21 protein-coding genes are annotated in these 15,335 nt (G+C 60.0%); 9 read left to right on the plus strand and 12 right to left on the minus strand.

What is annotated here, in order from left to right; translation table 11 throughout:
- Nucleotides 1-424: 424 nt before the first annotated feature.
- From F0A16_RS02825 to F0A16_RS02875, 11 genes are all read right to left on the minus strand, one after another.
- The gene (locus F0A16_RS02825) at nt 425-1,156 is read right to left on the minus strand and encodes a hypothetical protein (RefSeq protein WP_149433858.1); all 732 of its coding nucleotides are present in this window, start codon (nt 1,154-1,156) and stop codon (nt 425-427) included.
- Complete coding sequence (locus tag F0A16_RS02830) at nt 1,153-1,620, minus strand: RuvC family protein (RefSeq protein WP_149433859.1); 468 nt, start codon at nt 1,618-1,620, stop codon at nt 1,153-1,155. The genes F0A16_RS02825 and F0A16_RS02830 overlap by 4 nt, the downstream gene beginning before the upstream one ends.
- A complete protein-coding gene (locus tag F0A16_RS02835) occupies nt 1,617-2,054 on the minus strand; it encodes a DUF968 domain-containing protein (protein ID WP_149433860.1) in 438 nt (145 codons plus the stop codon). Before F0A16_RS02835 ends, F0A16_RS02830 begins: the two co-directional genes overlap by 4 nt.
- Nucleotides 2,051-2,461 (minus strand): HNH endonuclease signature motif containing protein, encoded by a 411-nt coding sequence (locus tag F0A16_RS02840; protein ID WP_149433861.1) that lies wholly within the window; start codon nt 2,459-2,461, stop codon nt 2,051-2,053. The genes F0A16_RS02835 and F0A16_RS02840 overlap by 4 nt, the downstream gene beginning before the upstream one ends.
- Nucleotides 2,462-2,926 carry a hypothetical protein gene (locus F0A16_RS02845; protein WP_149433862.1) on the minus strand — a complete coding sequence of 155 codons (465 nt, stop codon included), beginning with the start codon at nt 2,924-2,926 and terminating at the stop codon, nt 2,462-2,464.
- Nucleotides 2,927-3,086: 160 nt separating this feature from the next.
- Nucleotides 3,087-3,329, minus strand: coding sequence for a helix-turn-helix domain-containing protein (locus tag F0A16_RS02850; protein WP_149433863.1), 243 nt, complete (start codon nt 3,327-3,329; stop codon nt 3,087-3,089).
- Nucleotides 3,326-4,072, minus strand: a complete 747-nt coding sequence (locus F0A16_RS02855) for a hypothetical protein (RefSeq protein ID WP_149433864.1) — start codon at nt 4,070-4,072, stop codon at nt 3,326-3,328. The genes F0A16_RS02850 and F0A16_RS02855 overlap by 4 nt, the downstream gene beginning before the upstream one ends.
- 3 nt (nt 4,073-4,075) lie before the next feature.
- On the minus strand, nt 4,076-4,999 hold the full coding sequence (locus F0A16_RS21865) for a helix-turn-helix domain-containing protein (protein WP_223119689.1): 924 nt from the start codon (nt 4,997-4,999) through the stop codon (nt 4,076-4,078).
- Nucleotides 4,996-5,697, minus strand: coding sequence for a phage antirepressor KilAC domain-containing protein (locus tag F0A16_RS02865; RefSeq protein WP_149433865.1), 702 nt, complete (start codon nt 5,695-5,697; stop codon nt 4,996-4,998). The genes F0A16_RS21865 and F0A16_RS02865 overlap by 4 nt, the downstream gene beginning before the upstream one ends.
- 62 nt (nt 5,698-5,759) lie before the next feature.
- Complete coding sequence (locus F0A16_RS02870; RefSeq protein WP_149433866.1) at nt 5,760-6,365, minus strand: hypothetical protein; 606 nt, start codon at nt 6,363-6,365, stop codon at nt 5,760-5,762.
- Nucleotides 6,366-6,403: 38 nt separating this feature from the next.
- Complete coding sequence (locus F0A16_RS02875; protein ID WP_149433867.1) at nt 6,404-6,640, minus strand: helix-turn-helix domain-containing protein; 237 nt, start codon at nt 6,638-6,640, stop codon at nt 6,404-6,406.
- Between the two features lie 92 nt (nt 6,641-6,732).
- Between F0A16_RS02875 and F0A16_RS21955 the strand changes: the two genes are divergently transcribed.
- The 3 genes from F0A16_RS21955 (at nt 6,733) to F0A16_RS02890 (ending at nt 9,097) form a co-directional block, all read left to right on the plus strand.
- Complete coding sequence (locus tag F0A16_RS21955) at nt 6,733-7,425, plus strand: LexA family protein (RefSeq protein WP_149433868.1); 693 nt, start codon at nt 6,733-6,735, stop codon at nt 7,423-7,425.
- 46 nt (nt 7,426-7,471) lie between these two features.
- Nucleotides 7,472-8,194, plus strand: coding sequence for a zeta toxin family protein (locus tag F0A16_RS02885; protein ID WP_149433869.1), 723 nt, complete (start codon nt 7,472-7,474; stop codon nt 8,192-8,194).
- A gap of 624 nt (nt 8,195-8,818) precedes the next feature.
- Complete coding sequence (locus F0A16_RS02890; protein ID WP_149433870.1) at nt 8,819-9,097, plus strand: hypothetical protein; 279 nt, start codon at nt 8,819-8,821, stop codon at nt 9,095-9,097.
- 100 nt (nt 9,098-9,197) lie between these two features.
- Here F0A16_RS02890 and F0A16_RS02895 read toward each other — a convergent pair whose 3' ends face one another.
- A complete protein-coding gene (locus F0A16_RS02895; RefSeq protein ID WP_149433871.1) occupies nt 9,198-9,512 on the minus strand; it encodes a hypothetical protein in 315 nt (104 codons plus the stop codon).
- Nucleotides 9,513-9,817: 305 nt separating this feature from the next.
- Here F0A16_RS02895 and F0A16_RS02900 point away from each other — a divergent pair, with 305 nt between their 5' ends.
- From F0A16_RS02900 to F0A16_RS02925, 6 genes are all read left to right on the plus strand, one after another.
- Entirely contained in the window at nt 9,818-10,144 is a 327-nt protein-coding gene (locus F0A16_RS02900) for a hypothetical protein (protein ID WP_149433872.1), read from the plus strand.
- A gap of 282 nt (nt 10,145-10,426) precedes the next feature.
- Nucleotides 10,427-11,263 (plus strand): hypothetical protein, encoded by an 837-nt coding sequence (locus tag F0A16_RS02905; RefSeq protein WP_149433873.1) that lies wholly within the window; start codon nt 10,427-10,429, stop codon nt 11,261-11,263.
- On the plus strand, nt 11,256-12,230 hold the full coding sequence (locus tag F0A16_RS02910) for a hypothetical protein (RefSeq protein WP_149433874.1): 975 nt from the start codon (nt 11,256-11,258) through the stop codon (nt 12,228-12,230). The genes F0A16_RS02905 and F0A16_RS02910 overlap by 8 nt, the downstream gene beginning before the upstream one ends.
- 1 nt (nt 12,231) lies before the next feature.
- Nucleotides 12,232-12,660 (plus strand): hypothetical protein, encoded by a 429-nt coding sequence (locus F0A16_RS02915; protein ID WP_149433875.1) that lies wholly within the window; start codon nt 12,232-12,234, stop codon nt 12,658-12,660.
- A 138-nt stretch (nt 12,661-12,798) separates the two neighbouring features.
- Entirely contained in the window at nt 12,799-13,440 is a 642-nt protein-coding gene (locus F0A16_RS02920; protein ID WP_149433876.1) for a C2H2-type zinc finger protein, read from the plus strand.
- 73 nt (nt 13,441-13,513) lie between these two features.
- Nucleotides 13,514-15,325, plus strand: a complete 1,812-nt coding sequence (locus tag F0A16_RS02925) for a DNA cytosine methyltransferase (protein WP_149433877.1) — start codon at nt 13,514-13,516, stop codon at nt 15,323-15,325.
- The last annotated feature ends 10 nt before the right edge of the window (nt 15,326-15,335 follow it).

The raw sequence follows: 15,335 nt of genomic DNA on the forward strand, positions 1-15,335 counted from the left end.
GGCCATCACCAATGTACCGCCCGTCGGCGGGTTGCCATGCAGCGCGGAGCTTCGCATGGTCTTGAAGTGCGCCGACCGGGATACTCCCAGTCCGTAGCGCAAATGAAAACGCCCCGACTGAAGTCGAGGCGCTCAAAGCTGTGCTGTAGCTTAGATCCCGGGGATACCGATAGGCCCTGGGGCGTCTGGGATGGGGGAACAACCGTTTAAGGCCAGAATTCCAGATGCAAGAGCAATTACCAGGATCAGGATCTTTGTATGGGACATACAATTTGTCTCAAGTCGAAGTGCCCCAGGAGTCTAGTCCACAAAACTGACCTGCCAATTAAAAAGGCCCGCCGAAGCGAGCCCTTGAAGTTTTGGAGCTGCTAAGCGCGTAGCTCGAACAGCTTAGCGAGAAGCCTACATTTCCACCCTTATTTCGTCAAGCGGCTCGCGCAATAAAATTGCGCATCTCTCGGTTGGCATCGCGCGTTGCTGTCATGATTGGCTCCATGGCTTCTGATTCGAGCTGTGAAACGATGTCGCCGAGCAATGGCCACGTCTTGTCCCAGCCGTCCTGTTTCCAGTTATCCGAGATGATCCGGATACCCCAAAGCCCGTAGATCGATTGGCAGATTGCCCGGGGTTGCAGCGGCGGCCGGGATCCATCCACGTTGTCACGATCCTGCATCATCCGCGCTTTGATCAGCGCCTCGACGCGCTCTCGGCGCGCACGACGATAACCGTTCCACGCATCCATGCCGATCGCCATCTGGTACCGGACCAGAATCGTATCCGCGACGTCGTCCAGGTACTCGTTCGCCGCGCCGGTGTCGTTGAGTGATAGCCAGTGACCGACGGCGGCCAGTACCGGGTTCGATTCCTCGAGGCGCTTCACCGCCTGCCAGATCGGGAAAGCGTCTTCCCCATGCGCTGCGCCGGCGCCGCCTTTCCGGCTCCTGGTCTCAGACGCTGACACCTGGTCTCGGGTGTAGTTGAGCACCACTTCTTCGCCGCGGTCATTCATTGCGACGTCGGAGTATGTGTGGCGGCGGCCGCTTTTCTTGGTGTGCGCATCCGTCTGCGCCTCGAGCATGCTGACCATCGCTTGAGTGCGGATACCGGTCTCGAACGCCGCGGCCCATGCTACGCGGGGGTTGGTGTCGATCATCATGCTCTCTCCTTGGTCATCAGTTGGCGGCCGTACTCAGCCAGGCATACCGCATCGGCGATGCCGTCGTGTGGGGCGCGCAGCCGCCCAGGCGATAGGTCGAGGCCAGGATAGGCCCGGCGGACGAAATTGATTGCCGCGCTTTTATCCTTGGCGGTGCCGGATAGCACCGCCTTTTTCCAAGCCTGTGGCGTCACGAGCCGATAGGGCAGCCCAAGCGCGTCGCAGATCCCGATCACCAGCCCGAATCCCATGCCGAACTTGAAAGTGCTCGCCACGCCCTGGGCCGGCATCGAGTGGACCTTCTCGATGATCACCAGAGCTGGCGATTGAACGCGAAGGAGGGTGGCTAAGGCATGCCCGTCGATCTCCTTGCCTGCCAGCGGCATCGGCTGCCCGGTTACCGCGCCGCTTGGGGAGATGCTGGCAACGCCGCCTTTCTGTCCGGGATCGATCCCTACGATCATTGCGAACCCTCCCATTTGCTCATAACGAACGTTCGCGCCTCGATCAGCGCGTCGTGGATCGGGCCGGCCGGGAACTGACGCAAGCCGTAGCCGATGATCTGTAGTAGCCAGTCCGACTGGTGCCGCTGCAACTCCGGGTCTCGATGGATATCTCCGTGGCATTCACGGCAGGCCGGCATGGCGAACGAGTCGGGCGCTGTCATGCCCATGCCGGACAAGCCCCAGCCCAAGCCGATCACGTGGTGCGCGTCGGTGGCGTCCTGTAGGCAGACGCAGCAGGGCATCGAGCGCACCCAACGCAGGTAGGCCGGCGAGCGGAAGCGGGGATCGGTCTTGCGCGGCTTTGGGCTGGCCTCACGCTTGCGCGGCGACTTCCGGCGCATCGGCTGGCGAGCGGTGAGGGCCGTTTTGCGCTTGAGGGCAGTGCGCTTCATGCGGCGCGCTCCTTTTTCCTGGCCGAATAATTCCGCACCCTTTGATTAACGCAGGTCTTACATGCCTTTCTTCCATTGGCATATATCGCAACATTGTCACCCTTCATCTCGTGCCCATGCTTGCATCGAGATTGCAAAGATGATCTCTGTCGGCTTCTGTTTTCAGAGCTGATTAGTAATCGAAGATGCTCAGGGTTGCAGCAGGCTGGATTCCAGCATTTGTGATCGACATCGAAGCCGGCCGGGATTTCGCCGATCAGAATGATGTATGCCGCCCGATGAGCCATTGGGCTTATCTTTGGCCGAGTGAATCGACCGTAGCCATCAGGATCCCTGTAAAGCTTCCACTCCCAGCACCCAGATTGTTTCTTGTCCAAGCGCTGCATGATGAAGGTTTTGTTGTCCATCTAAGCCGCCTCCTTGAATTCGCTGTAGGCCTTGAGCGCCGGTTCGCTCCAAGCGACCTCAAGCTCGGCACCGGTGGCGTACAGGAACTCCATGAATGCGGCGGCCTCAGCCTTTCGGAACTTGGTTGTCGATGGCCTCACGTACACCGGCGACTGCAGCACCCAGTCCCAGACCCGTTCGCCAGGCTTCGATAGAGGCGTTCCTTGCTCTTCCATTTCATGAGCGAACTGATTGACCAGCACAGCCTTTACGCCCTCGACCGAGTAACCACGGAAGCACTGGCGATGGATGTCGCCGATCATCGCGTGGTACTTCTCCTCCTGAAGGCGGGACTTGCCAGGGCGGCGAAGCACAACTTCAATCGGGCCAGCCTCGATGCCTTTGCTGATCGCCGCCGACGCGCGTGAAAGGGCGAACTGAGCGCCCTTGATGCTGTCGACTCGAATGACCACTTCCTTGGTCATATGACACCCCACATTTGCAACAATCGCTCAGCGATCAGGTAGAGCGACCATGGTGGGAAGAAGATCGCGAATAGCGTCGACCAGAACCCGGATGCGGTTACGGTACCGGCGACCCACGCGATCAGAACCAAGGTTCCTGCGAGTCCGTCTAGATTGATACTCACGCGGCCCCCTTGGGCGAATCACCAAGCCAGTACACATCGCCATCGCTCTCTATCGGGTAGCCGTTCCGGCGCAGCCCATCGATCGCCTGTTCAACGCCCTCGGCGCTGAAGCCGTGATAACCCTTTTTCGCCAGGATCTCGCTGATGTCTTCCGCGCTGGCCGGACCGTTGCCGAGAACCCCGAGTGTGAGTTGCATCAGGTCGACGCGGTTGTGCTGTGGGAATGTCAGGATTGTCATGCGGCACCTCGCTGACGAGCCTGCTGCTCGGCTTGATCGATGAGTTCTTGGCGTCGCTTTTCCATGCGCTCGAAATACTCGCGTGCCTCGCGCTGCTTCTCGGCGGAATCGTCGTTCAGCAGGTTGCGCATATGCCGGATTGCTTCGCGCGAGCGCTCCTTTTCCTCTTCGGTCTGGCCAGCGTCTTCGTCGAAGCCATGCGGCGCGGGCAGCAGGTGCTCGACCTTGGTCGCCGGCAGCAAACCCTGCTTGATGCCGTTCTGGATCGTCTCCTGGCGCCGCTCCTTGCTCTCCCCTAGGGATACTGTGTATTCCGGCTGACGCCCCTCCGCCTTGGCCTTGCCAACCTCGCGTTCGTAAGCGGCGATGAACGCCATTCGGGCACCAACCTTGTCTCCGGATTCCATGATCGGCCGGGCGACTCCCATTGCCGCGGCGGCCTCTTGCGTCCAAATGATCGTGTCCATCTCATCCATCGACTGGAGAGCAACGGACCATGCCTCATTGGGCGAAAGGTGCTGCTGGGCACTCGGCATACGCTCAAGCACAGCTGCAAGCGTCAGGCGCCCGGTCAGCTCAGAGCGGCACCGGCCCAGCGCCTGCTCAATCTCGGCGCGCTCATAGGGTCGGAGGTCTTTGATCATCATCGTGGCAGTAGCCGGACGAATCTCGGTTCCCAGCAGCTCGGCAGTCGCATAGACCGTCTCGAGCAAACCTTCGGCGTCTTGTCTCGTCAGTGGCATGGATCAGTCCTCCCAGCCGGAAGCGAGTAGGTTTCGGGCTTCATCGACATTGCTCAGGTTCGTTTGGGTGCCGTCGATTTGTCGTGCCCGGGTTGCGGTCATCTGGGAGCCGGTGCGCATCTGGGTCGCCAGGGTCTCGCAGTCCTGCAGCATCAGGCCGACCGGGTGGCCTTTGCGGACATAGAATTCGTTGTTGCAGCGAAGGAAATACGCGGCGACGCCTGGAGCCAGGTCTTGGCCGACGCGGTCGACCAGCTGGGACAGTTGTCCGGCGATGCGTTGGTTCCAGATCGGCCACTCGGCGTAACGCTGCCGGTAGGTCACGGCGTAGTTCGCCCAGGGCTTGAACGTCTTGCATGTCGGATCTTTTGGGCCAGGCATGTCCGGCGGGATTGCGCAGCGAGGCTCTGCAGCAGGAACCAAGCCAGCAGACGGAGAGGGCGGCGCAGCCCCCTCGTCCCGATCTGGTTCATCGTATGGTTCAGTGGATGGTTTAAAGGACGTTTCGGGTGACACTGTGTCACCCCGTTCCTGCACAGATGTCACCCCGTTGGTGTCAGGCTGACACCCCACTCCTGTCACGTTGTCACCCCGTTCTGATCGAGGTGACACCCTGTCACCCCGTTTGGGGGTGTCATCGGTCATCGCGATGTCATAGAGCACCGGGCGCTGATCAGGGCGCGGGATATGAGCTGCGACGATGGCCTGGTTACCCTCTTGGATAACCCCCAGCTCTAGCAGATCGGCAATTTTCCGAGTCACTGTGCGCCCGGAAAGCCCCGTGTACTCGGATAGCGTCTTGTTGGAAGGGAAGGCGTTGCGGCCGAACTTGTCGGCATGATTGGCGAGACCGACGAGCACGAAGCGCGCGCCAGAATCGGTTACGACTGTCTGGTTCATAGCCCAGGACATGGCTTCGACGCTCATGCTGCACCCTGCATATTGCGATGTGCCCACAGGCCGGCAACCCAGTTGACGCCCTTGGCGGTGAATTTGGCGGAGTTGAAAGCGTGCTCGTTCTCGGCGACGCCGGTCTTCACGACGAAGCGGCCCGCGTCGACGTGGTTCTGGTAGGGCATCCACTCGCCGCCCAAGCGGTACATGACGCGCTGGTCGCGCAGGAATTCGCGGAACTCGCGCTCATTGGCGTTGAGAAGCTTGGCGACCTGACGGAATCCCTTATTGCCAGAGTCGGAAGAAACGTAGCGCTCAACGAACTCGACAGCGGGACGAGCGGCTTCGGCTTGAGCCAGAGCGAGCTGTTCGGATTCTTTGGCGTCCGCCCAGGCGCGGGCAGCGGCTACAGGGTCGGCAAAATTGGGGAGGGCGCCACCATCGTTTTGGGCCTCAAGCTCCTGCCATCGGTCGACGAGCCGGGCGGTGAACTCGGGGCAGAGCTGGGCGACGACGATAGTGCTGTCGCGCTTTCCAGTCGCACCCGAGAACACGTAAACAGTGACCGGGCGGCCAGCGGTAGGCTTTTCCTCAAAATGAGGAGAAGCAATAACCATGCGATCTGCCAGCGTTTCGATGGTTCGCTTTACGTTGTCGTGCCGCTTCTCGACAAGCTCGGCAATTTCGAGACTGGTCATTGTTGGCTGGACATTCGATGTGAGCTGATTCATAGTTACCTCACTGGTTGTATGAAAGCCCCGGGGTTGGTTGGTCGCCGCCCGGGGCTTTTTCGTTACTGGTTGACCGACCTCAGGGCCGGCCTTGCTCCCATCACGCGCTCTTGAATCAAGGCGCGCATGCTCATCAGTGCCGCGACGGCATCGTCGATATCCGTCAGCGCCTGTTCGCCGTATTGGCGGTCTCTCTCGTCCAGCACACCGTCCTGCAGCATCTCGCTCACCACGCCCATGACATCGCCGGTTTCGCGTCCAACGGAGCCGAGTGCGGCGAATGCACAGGCTGGGGCGTCACCAAGGGCAGGGCGTCGCACGCCCATGAAGCCGTGACGCCGGGCCAACTGGACACGCGTATCTGTGTCGCCGTGCTCCTCGAGCGCTGTGACGAAGGGCTCCTCCAGCCACGCGGGCAGCTCGGTGCCGCCATCAACCCAGCGCTCGCAGCGCTTGCGCCAACTCTCAATGGTTCGCATCGACTCTGCATTCAGGCCGCCCAGCGAAGACAGGTTCGGCATCTTGTCGGACTTGGCGGGCGCCATGGCGTGGACAAGCGCGTTGAGCGTGAAGGCGAACGATTCGAGCGATACCCCACGCTGCTCGCGTAGCTGGCCAAAGCCATCCCGGAGCAGGGCGTCACGGCTGGGGTGTCGGTTGTCAGACATGGGCATGGTGTCGACCTTTGGGTAGTCTGGTTTCGTGGTTAGGCGGCGGGCTGCAGGTCGGCATACAGATCCGGGCGCAGCATTCGCCGGGAAACCTCGCCATCCGTAGCAATCTCGATGCTCTTGGCCATGGCCGCGCCAGGAGTGCGTCCACAGGCCAAAACTTGCCGCAGGTAGGCCGTAGTGGTTTCGGCCTTGGCCGCCACTACGTCGCGCTTTTCGGGCGACATGGATTGCCAGTACTGCTTAAGGGATTCGTTCATTGATTCAGGCATCGATAGGTACCTCCGGGGTACATTGTCATCCACTCCAAATGTACCGTCAAGGTTCTGTACCTAATAAGTACAAGTGGGCTCAAATAGAGCTCATGAAAGAGATCTCAGAAATTCGCCTTGAGAACGCCAGAACGTTAGCTGATCAAGTTGGCGGCACTGGTAGTTTTGCCTCGCGCATCGACCGTGAGCCGACCCAGGCATCGCGATTCATGGGCAGAAACCCGACCAAGAACATCGGGGACCGGCTGGCCAGGCACATTGAGGAATGCTTCGATAAGCCGAAAGGCTGGCTAGACACCGATCATTCCGGCCGCGGCGACTCGAACGTTGCTCATCACCCTGCGCAGTTTGAGTCGAATGTTGCTCCCGCGCCGCGCATGGATGGGTATGTGCCGGTCATCTCGTGGGTACAGGCGGGGGCGTGGACTGAGGTCTGTAACGTCGAGGCTGTCAGTGACGAGATGGTGCCGCGGCCGCCGGGGTGCTCCGACCGGACTTTCGCGCTGCGCGTGAAAGGGCAGTCGATGGCCCCGCGCTACGAGCCCAACCTGATAATCTACGTCGACCCCGAGGTGGTTCCTTTCGACGGGGATGACGTGGTGGCGGTGCTGACGGAATCGAATGAGGCGACTTTCAAGCAGTATGTAGAGGAGCCGGGCGGTGGCAAGATGCTGAAGGCCCGGAACCCCAGCTGGCCGGAGCAGTGGGTCAAGATCAACGGCAACTGCCAGATCATCGGAGTTGTGGTCGCCACCATGTGGATGCGGACGCCGAAGACTGGCTGATCGTCGGCCACGTCGTGTGGCGCGGCGGGGCGGTGTAAGGAAGAGTATGAACAACCTATCAGATGAGGTGATCTCAGCACTAGCAGTTGATTTTGCTAAGAAAAACAAGAAGAAGATAGCGCGACGTATAACCGACAAGAAGATCTTCCCTCGGGAAAAGAAGCCAGCCTCAGTATTCATGGCTGGATCCCCGGGAGCTGGTAAGACTGAGGCATCCCTTGAGTTGCTACAGTCCTTCCATAACGAAGGGGGCAGAGTTCTGCGAATTGACCCCGACGAGCTGCGCCATGAATTTGAGTGGTATACAGGAGATAACTCGTGGCTGTTTCAGTATGCAGTATCTATTCTGGTGTCCAAGGTTCATGACTTCGCGCTCGAACAGAGCCAAAGCTTCATACTTGACGGCACGCTATCCAGCCTCAATATTGCTATGGAGAATGTAGAACGATCCCTGGGTAGAGGTCGTTTCGTGCAGATCCTGTACGTCTACCAGGACCCGTATCTAGCTTGGGATTTTGTTCTGCGCCGAGAGGCAGATGAAGGTCGGAACATTCGGATGGAAACCTTTGTAGAACAGTATTTTGAATCCCGAAGGGTTGTGCATGAGATTAAGCGAAAGCACGGCAAATCCGTGCATGTAGATCTCATCGTCAAGAACAATGACTGTTCGGTGAGGTCCTACAAAGCAGGCGTGGATCGTATTGACACCCACCTCCCTGAGAAATACACTGCCGAGTCCCTGCTACAGGGACTCCCTAGCCGTAGGTGAAAAAATGCTTACATTTTTCAACGATAGCCAAAAAGTCGAGACAACCGCCTTCTCTGAATTCATTCGTACAGCGTCTTCGAGAGAGAAAAAGCGTGTTTATCAAAAAGTTATCGACAGGGCTATTGATCGTCAGAATCAGGTGATTGGACGTACCAACCGCGTCGCGCGATAGCCTGAAGAAGATAAGATTCCTCAAACCCGCCACCCGGCGGGTTTTTCTTTGCCAGCCACCCTGATTCCGTCAGCCGATCCGCCCTGAGCGAATTTTTTCGCAGCGAATCGCTAGCCCTTTCAGCGGCTTAGCCATCTTCGACTTCGTATGTACCAAAAAAGTTCTTCTTCATGGTTGACGATGTACCTAATAGGTACTTTAATAGGTTCCGTGAGGCGCAGAGATGTACCTCGGTATGAACGCAACGGACAGCGCCCAAAAGGCCAGGAAGGCCACGCTCTTTAAAAACCAGGTAGCCCCAACAGCACGTAGCGTGGAGAGCGCGAGGGCCGAGGGGATTACGCCGACCGGGGCTGTCGAAATACCGGTAAGGATTCAGCGCCTTGTTACGGCAGGGCGCATCCCCAAGCCCATTCGAGAGTGGGCTTCGGGATTTTTACAGGAGAGACAACGTGCAGATCACCGAAGACATGATCACACCGCATCACCATGCCGCCGCTAAGCGCTGGATAGAAAAGCACGGCATGCCGGAGAGCGACGAAGAGCAGGTTCGAATGGCACGTGAAGTGGTGGCAGAGGCTGGGCGCGTAGTTCAGCACATGGCTGAAAAGACGTTTCAGGCAATTCAGGCTCACCGGATGGACCGGGAGTACGGGGTAGAAACGATCCATGGTCGGCAGGGGCGTGAGCTTTTGAATGGCATCTACCACGAGCTACGCCAACGAGCATGACGCGATCCGCTGCGCAGTGCGGCCGATAGCCTGCCGCTGGGCTGAGAATACGGCGGCATCCGAAACGGCTTTCATATGGAGAGCCGCTTCGGATGGAGGTTCAACCGTCGCAGGCGCACCCTGGTGGTTGATGGCAAGTGTAGCTCCGGCTGATACAGCTGTTGCCGCAGGCTTTGCCAGCGCGACAGACCTTGCAGCAGCCTTGGGCGAGCATACGACCATCGTCTGCAGTCAGCGCCGAAAACTCGGCGACTTCAGGGCACTGGCCCTCGAATTGAATCTCCTGCGTGAAGGTGTGGGAAGCAGCCCCGGCCTGTACCGGTTGGTCGGCATAAGCGAACGCGAACGTCATGACCATGCTGCAAAGCATGGCGGCAAATATCTTCGTCATGGGGATCACCTGCGTCGTTGTCATTTTTGTCGCCGCCTCTTCGGGCGGATAGCACGAAGCTCTCACTCTTGTGCTGGCAAGCCAATAGACCATTGGTAACCCGGCTAAAGTCTCCAGTCCCTGCGTGCCGCGATCCAGCGGCTCCCTTGCCCGGCACCCGCCGGGCTTTTTTATTCCAAAGGTCCAGCTATGACCAGAACAGCAGATATTGCCCGGCGTCGGCTGGGCCTATCAGATCGCGCCCCGGAATCTCGGCTGACGCGATTCAAGCGCCGCCTGCAGCGCAAACGTTTCGGCGAACAGCCACTACTCGAAATCTGGAGGGTGTCATGAGCACAGTCGAACGAGACCTGGCGGACTACGAGCGCCGTGTGGACGACCGGGCGCGGTATGACTTGGCGCTCGGCCGGCAGACCGATGATCTGATCGACATGCTGCGGCGCGGCCATGGTTTCATGAACTGCAACCGCGGCGAGGCGATCAGCCGGGTCGACGAAGACGAGATAACGAAGCTCGTCACCGATTTGGCGCTGGCCGAACAGCCAAGCGACATCGAAGCGGCAACCCGGGCTCTACGCAGAGTCGTTTACGACGAGATCAGCGGTATGTGCAGAGAGGTGGCACGGCGGGAGCTGGAACGGAGGGAAGCAGCGTAATGGGCGACATGGGCGATGACTTCCGAGCACTCAGAGAACACCACCGAGAGCGACGAGAACGCAACCTGCAGCAAGCCGATCCGGCTGGCTGGACCAAGCACACAGAGCACCACTGGTCACGAGAGTTAGACGGCCATCGGCTCGACTACTGGCCCAGCCGCCGGCGATTCCGCTACCTAGGTAGAACGCATACCGGTGACGTGGATGGGTTCATCCGCAACCGAACAACTCAAGCGCCCTGAGCGCATTTTTTTGCCCGCTTAACGGGCTGGAGAGAGAAACGTGACCGCGATTGATAAAGACGCCGGCGCTCAACAGCCCGGCTCTCACATGGCGCTGTGGGAGCGCGTGAAGACGACGCCCGAATCGGCGACCAAGGAAGCGACTGTCGGCGGGCAGAAGATCACATCGATCGACACCATCCACATGATCCAGATGGCCACGAAGGAATTCGGGCCGATGGGGATCGGCTGGGGCTACAGCATCGACGAAGAGAGGTTCGATCAGGGCGCCCCCGTCACCGACGCGCAGGGCACGGTAATTGGCCACGAGCAGACGCACACGATCCGCATGAAGCTCTGGTACAAGCTCAACGGCGAGCGCGGCGAGGTAGAGCAGTATGGCCATACCCGCGCCGTCTACCGCACCAACAAAGGCACGTGGATGACTGACGGCGAAGCGCCGAAGAAATCCACGTCTGACGCCATGAAGAAGTGCCTTTCGCTGCTCGGCTTTTCTGCCGACATCTTCAGCGGCCTCTACGACGACCAGGGTTATGTCGCCGCTAGGCGTACCGAAGAGCGACTGGCGAAGTCCGACAACCTCGACGCCGAGCTTGATCGTCTTCGCCAGGAGTTCAAGGGCTGGCTCGAGAGTCAGCGCAAGATGCTTCAGCACCAGTTGCCGCACCCCCGCAGCATCCAACTGGCCGGTGACAAGGCGCTCAACCAGTTATCCGACCGGGCCAGTATTGCCCGGCTGGACGATGCGACCACCGGCGTTGCGCGCAAGCAGCTCCAAGACGCCATGCAGCAGGGCATCGAGCGCGTGACAAGCGCCAAGCAGGCAGAACGGCAGGCCCAGACAGCACAGCAACCACAGGAGAGCAACCATGGCTGATACCGCCGAAAACATGGAGCAGCAGGAACCCTATAGCAACGAGTTGATCGAGCTGACGCGCGTGGATCAGGCGCTGGCCGAGCTGCGCGCCAAGCACGGCAACGTGCCGGACTACACGACCGCCGAAGGCTACAAAGCCGGCAAGGCCTCGATCAAGGAGCTGACCGGCTACCGTACCGGGACAGACAAAGCCCGACTGGCGATCACTAAGCCGCACCGTGAGTTCATCGAGCGGGTGAACAACTACGGCAAATCGCTCATCGCTGAGATCGAGAAGCTGGAGCAGCCGCACCGGGACGCAAAGCAGGTCGTCGACGAGGCCGAGCAGCGCAAGAAGGAAGAGCGGATTGCTCGGCTGCGACAGCGTATTGCTCGCGAGATCACAAGCTATCTCGACACGGCCCAAGGGCTCGACTCTTCCGCCCTGGCCGAGCTCTATGATCAGGCGCAGGGCATCGACACCGGCGACTATTTCGACGTGACCCAGGAAGCGGAAGACGAGCGGGCCCGGGTCATCAATGAGATCAGCGCCATGCACGATGCCGCTGTGCAGCGCGAGCAGCTCGCCGCCGAGCAGGCCGCCATCGAGGCCGAACATCGCCGGCTGCGCGAAGAGAATGAGCGCCAGGAGGCAGATCGCGCCGAGTTGGAAGAGTTGCGGCGCTTCAAAGCCGAGCAGGAAGCGCAAGCCGCGCGCAAGGAGTCAGATCCGACACCCGAGCCGACTCTGGCTGCGCCCTGGCCTCGCGAACCTGCAATCAGCCAGGACGAACGGACAGAGGCCGAAACATCCTGGGCTGACGAAGAGGAATGGGCTGCCACGGCGGCGAGTGGCAGCGAGTCGAACTGGGACGCCGCTCGCGCGGATCTCATCGACGCTGGGCTCGATTGGCAGTCCGCCGAAACCGCGGTTCAAGCGATCTTCGACGGAGCCGTTCGCCACGTTGCTTTCGACTCGGGAGAGTGACATGGCCACATGCAAACCCCGCGAGAACTACCGCCCGTGGACGCGGGCGGAATACGACCTGGTCGAGAAGGCCATCATGCGCGACAACCGGCAGTACGCCAGCATCGCCGCCGAGCTGGGAAGAAGCGTGAAAAGCGTCCGAGGCGCTGCTCAGCGGATCGGTGTCTCGTCATGCCGACGCCATTGGCGATCACCGGACTGGTCAAAGCTGGATCGCAAGATCGTCGACATGCTCGAGTGCGAGTTGATGACGCCACGCCAGATAGCCGAAAAGCTCACGGCGCTCGGGAATCCCGTCCACAAGGACACCATCTACCGCCGCATCGCGGCCATGCCGCACAATATCCGCGAGCGCGCCCGCCGCAACGGCACGCGCATCAGGGTTGCCACCGGCGAGCGCGTGCAGCGTCGGCGAAAGCTGGCTGCTTGAGAAGTGTGATATACTTTTCTCAGGGCGTGGGTAGACGCCTGCCATCCACTACGGCAAACCAGCTATCAAACTGAAATACCCAACGAAATCACACATGATCTCTTTCTAGTGGATGAAAGGGAAATCGTCGGAGGCTACATGCCCACTTTTACAAGCACTTCTGAAGTTTACGCTTACATCGAGCAGATAAAATCTCAGGCTCGGAAATCTTCGAAAGACACTCCTACCATGAGTTATATGCAGCATCTTGATGCTGCTGCATTTCAAATAGCTCGTATGTCAAGCTACCACTCTATCAATAGTACTTATCGAAATTTAATCGATGGGTTGGCAGAGGCGGATCCGTATTCGTATGGAGTTGCTAGGTGCTCCTTGTGTTCCATGACCTTCTCAACTGACTCACGAGATGATGTCAAGGAGCATCGCAGGGTTCACCGGAACCTTGATGCATTAGCGGTCGATCGTGGAATCGTGCCGGACAATCACCAAGAGCGGGAGCGAAAAAAGAGTATTGCTTGGTCCGAGATGACTGGAGAAAACAGTGAGGCCGAGATGGCGAGATGGGAAGTGATCGCTAAGGCGTGGTTCGACCGCTCAGTCTTCTCAGCCGCGAGAGCAGGGTACTCAAAGAAACACCCGTCTCTTGATAGGTTCGTCGCGATGCTCGTTGATGATGGGATACACCCGCGTTGCAATTGCATCGGTTTGCTGAAGGCGAAATACGGCTCTGTTAAAGGTCCTGTTTCAATCAAGTCGAGCTACTGGCGCCCAGGCAGTTAATTCAAAGAGTCTACAACTGACCTCACTTATCAAGGCCACCCACTCGGGTGGCCTTTTTCGTTCTGGAGCACCCATGACCGAACACCGCGAGATTCGCCACTTCCACCTCTTCTGCGGTTTGGGCGGCGGCGCTGCTGGCTTCAACCGCGGCAACGCCCGGGTCGGCAACATGCAGGCCCGCTTTCGATGCATCGGCGGTATCGACGTCGATGCTGGCGCGATTGCCGACTTCCAGCGTCTGACCGGTACGCCCGGCACAGTCATGGATCTGTTCGATCGGGACCAATACCACACATTCCACGGCGCCGAGCCACCGCCTGGCTGGCGCGAGATAACACCTGCAGACATTCATGCGGCCGCCGGAAACGAGCGGCCGCATATCGTTTTCCTGTCCGCTCCGTGCAAGGGCTTCTCTGGTCTGCTTTCTCAGTCACGCAGCAGCACGCCGAAATACCAGGCGCTCAACCGCCTGACGCTTCGCGGCATGTGGTTGACGCTCGAGGCGTTCGCAGACGATCCGCCCGAGCTGATCATCTTCGAAAACGTGCCGCGCATCGCGAACCGGGGGCGGCCGCTGCTGGACAAGATCGTGGCCATGCTCGAGCACTACGGCTATGCCGTGGCCGAGACGACGCACGACTGCGGCGAGATCGGGGGACTGGCGCAGTCTCGGAAGCGCTTTCTGCTCGTCGCACGTCACCAGGAGAAAGTGCCGCCGTTCCTCTACGAACCGATCAAGCGCCCGCTTCGCTCAGTCGGCGAGGTGCTGGGCGAGATGCCGTTACCCGGCGATGAGCTGGCTGGGCCGATGCACCGCGTGCCGCGCCTGCAATGGAAAACGTGGGTGCGGCTCGCATTCGTCGAGGCCGGCAGCGATTGGCGATCGCTCAACAAGCTCGCCGTCGAAGACAGTCACCTGCGCGATTATCTGATCGTGCCGGAGGACCGTAACAACGGCTATCTCGGCGTGAACGGTTGGCGTGACACCGCCGGAACAGTGGCAGGCGCTAGCCGCCCAGGAAATGGGAACTTCTCGGTCGCGGATCCGCGGTTTGATCAGTCAGCAGCATGGCGAGACGGCCAGGCATACGGCGTCCGCCGCTGGGATGGACCGACTGGGGCCATTGCTGGACAGCAGTCGCCCGGCCAAGGCGCCTACGCAATCGCCGACCCGCGACCGCCCCAACATCTGGCATTCACTCAGTACGGCGTCCAGCACTGGGACCGTCACAGTGGCGTTGTCACCGGACAGCGAAGTCCAGGTCAGGGCGTTTTCAGCGTCGCCGATCCTCGACTCGCAGGTGTGCGCCACAACAACGTCTATCGCATTGCCAGGTGGGATCAGCATAGCCCGTCGATCACAGGCGGTACCGGCCCGACTGCCGGCGGCTTAACGGTAGCCGACCCTCGCCCCGGCATGCAGCGAGAGCGTGGCGACAACTACCTGACCGCGGGGCATTACGGCGTTGTGCCGTGGGCCAGCCCCAGCGGTGCCGTGTCGGCGGCCGCCGGCCATGACAACGGCCGTTGGTCGGTCGCCGATCCACGACTACCGGAGCCAAACGAGAAGCTGATCGCCGTGATTCGCTCGCTCGATGGCACATGGCACCGGCCGTTCACCACGCTTGAACTGGCCGCACTGCAGAGCCTGATCGATCCCCACGAATATCTGGAACTGTCCGGGCTTAGCGATAGCGCCTGGCGTGAGCGCATCGGCAATGCCGTACCGCGTGACGCCGCCGAGGCAATCGCCGGTGTCATGGGCACGACGTTGCTGCTGGCATGGAGCGGCGAGACATTCGCGCTCGGCTCCACGCCGATCTGGGTGCGCAACGTCGCTGCCGGTCTCGCCATTCATCAACCACCACGCGCGGCCGTTCACTGATCGGCCCCGT

Source organism: Salinicola corii, assembly GCF_008298015.1.
GTDB lineage: Bacteria > Pseudomonadota > Gammaproteobacteria > Pseudomonadales > Halomonadaceae > Salinicola > Salinicola corii.